Genomic DNA, 2,323 nt, shown 5'->3' with positions numbered 1-2,323 from the left:
GAATTCGCCATACGCCAGACTCAGTTCGTTGATCAGATCAACGTCGAAGGCATTGCGCTTGGCCACCCGATCAAGGCCGATCATCAGGACATGACCGTGTCGTTCGCGGGTGACACGACTGCAAACGGGCTGATTCATAGGGCTAATCCTCGGGCGGGAAGGGGGTGTCAGACCGCAGGGCGACCTGATAACGATGAACCGTTTTAGCGCCATCGCCAGCAGGGCCGGGCCTTTGAAAAATAGACCGTCACAGGAATATCCGCAAAGCCTGTGACAGAACGGTGTATCCGTCAGTTTTCCGACAAATAATGCTCCCTTTTTGGGCAAATTCCGGTATAGTGCGCGCCGGCCTTTAACCGGGCCGCGTTTAGGTAGCGCAATTCCCCGAAGTCAGCTTCGGCTGCACGTCCGCACAGCGGACTCTCCCTTGACGAATCTTTTTCATTCATTCGTTTTCGCAAATCCCCGCCGACAAAGCAGCCAGGGCGACTCTTGAGTCTTACACGGCATGCGCAGCTTTGGAGCATGGGTCTTTGCGGATGCACTTAGAGGCAGACCCATGACCCAGGAAACCGGCGGCTTCGCCGCTTTTAATCTTAATCCGAATATCCTTGCAGCCGTCATTGCGACTGGCTACGAAGAGCCTTCGGCTATTCAGCAGCAATCGATCCCGATCATCATGGCCGGCCACGACATGATTGGCCAAGCGCAAACCGGTACCGGTAAAACCGCCGCGTTCGCCCTGCCGATCCTGCATCGCATCGATCCTGCCAAGCGCGAGCCGCAAGCCCTGATCCTGGCGCCAACCCGTGAGTTGGCGCTGCAAGTAGCAACCGCTTTCGAAACCTACGCCAAGCAAATGCCGGGCGTTACCGTTGTGGCCGTTTACGGCGGCGCCCCTATGGGTCCACAACTGAAAGCAATCCGTAATGGCGCACAGATCGTTGTCGCCACTCCGGGCCGTCTGTGCGACCACCTGCGTCGTGACGAAAAAGTCCTGGCTACCGTGAACCACCTGGTTCTCGACGAAGCGGACGAAATGCTCAAACTGGGTTTCATGGACGACCTCGAAGTCATCTTCAAGTCCCTGCCTGCAACCCGTCAGACCGTATTGTTCTCGGCCACCCTGCCGCAGTCGATCCGTGCCATTGCCGAACGCCATCTGCGCGATCCGCAACACGTGAAGATCCAGACCAAGACTCAGACCGTTACCGCGATCGAACAGGCTCACCTGTTGGTTCACGCTGACCAGAAGACCTCGGCTGTATTGAGCCTGCTGGAAGTGGAAGATTTCGACGCCCTGATCATGTTCGTGCGCACCAAGCAAGCGACCCTGGACCTGGCCAGTGCCCTGGAAGCCAAAGGCTACAAAGCCGCTGCGCTGAACGGTGACATTGCTCAGAACCAGCGTGAGCGCGTGATCGAATCCCTCAAGGATGGCCGTCTGGACATCGTTGTGGCGACCGACGTTGCTGCTCGTGGCCTGGACGTTCCGCGCATCACTCACGTGTTCAACGTTGACATGCCGTACGATCCGGAATCCTACGTTCACCGTATCGGCCGTACCGGCCGTGCCGGTCGCGAAGGTCGTGCACTGCTGCTGGTGACTCCACGTGAGCGCCGCATGCTGCAAGTGATCGAGCGTGTAACCGGTCAAAAGGTTGCCGAAGTTCGCCTGCCGGACGCTCAGGCCGTTCTCGATGCCCGCATCAAGAAACTGACCAACAGCCTGTCGCCGCTGGTTGCCGATGCCGAGTCGACTCACGGTGATCTGCTGGATCGTCTGACCGCTGATATCGGTTGCACCCCGCGTGCACTGGCCGCTGCTCTGCTGCGCAAGGCAACCAACGCTCAGGCGCTGACCCTGGCCGCGATCGAGAAAGAACGTCCATTGGTGCCGAACAACGCACCGCGTGGCGATCGTCCAGAGCGTACCGGTGATCGTCCGGACCGTGGTGATCGTGAGCGTCGTGCTCCGGTTGCACTGGCTGAAGGTCGTGCTCGTTGCCGTACCGCGCTGGGTGCGCGTGACGGTATCGCTGCCAAGAACCTGCTGGGCGCTATCCTGAATGAAGGCGGTTTGGCTCGTGAAGCCATCGGCCGCATCCAGGTGCGTGACAGCTTCAGCCTCGTCGAGTTGCCGGAAGATGGTCTGGAGAAGCTGCTGACCAAACTGAAGGACACTCGCGTTGCCGGTAAGCAGTTGAAGCTGCGTCGCTATCGCGAAGATTGATCCGCTCCTGAGCTGATTGATCGCACATAAAAAATCCCCGACTGGTTCGGGGATTTTTTTGCCTGATCGTTCCCACGCTCTGCGTGGGAA

General features: G+C 58.7%; 1 protein-coding gene and 1 pseudogene. One reads left to right on the top strand and one right to left on the bottom strand.

All coding sequences use genetic code 11. The features are described from left to right. Window positions 1-138: pseudogene (locus AC1DRJ_RS24825) on the bottom strand (crotonase/enoyl-CoA hydratase family protein); the annotation flags it as partial. Between the two features lie 421 nt (window positions 139-559). On the opposite strand from AC1DRJ_RS24825, the gene AC1DRJ_RS24820 reads away from it, so the two are divergent. Beyond that, window positions 560-2,233 (top strand): DEAD/DEAH box helicase, encoded by a 1,674-nt coding sequence (locus tag AC1DRJ_RS24820; protein WP_092279556.1) that lies wholly within the window; start codon window positions 560-562, stop codon window positions 2,231-2,233. Window positions 2,234-2,323: the final 90 nt, after the last annotated feature.

The sequence above is a fragment of the Pseudomonas sp. P5_B2 genome (assembly GCF_056400445.1).
Note: the sequence above shows the minus strand (reverse complement) of the source record. Positions and strands in the feature narration are given on the sequence as shown.

Excerpts from the sequence above, each read along its gene's own strand:
- AC1DRJ_RS24820 (WP_092279556.1), top strand. The coding sequence starts at position 560 with ATGACCCAGGAAACCGGCGGCTTCGCCGCTTTTAATCTTAATCCGAAT.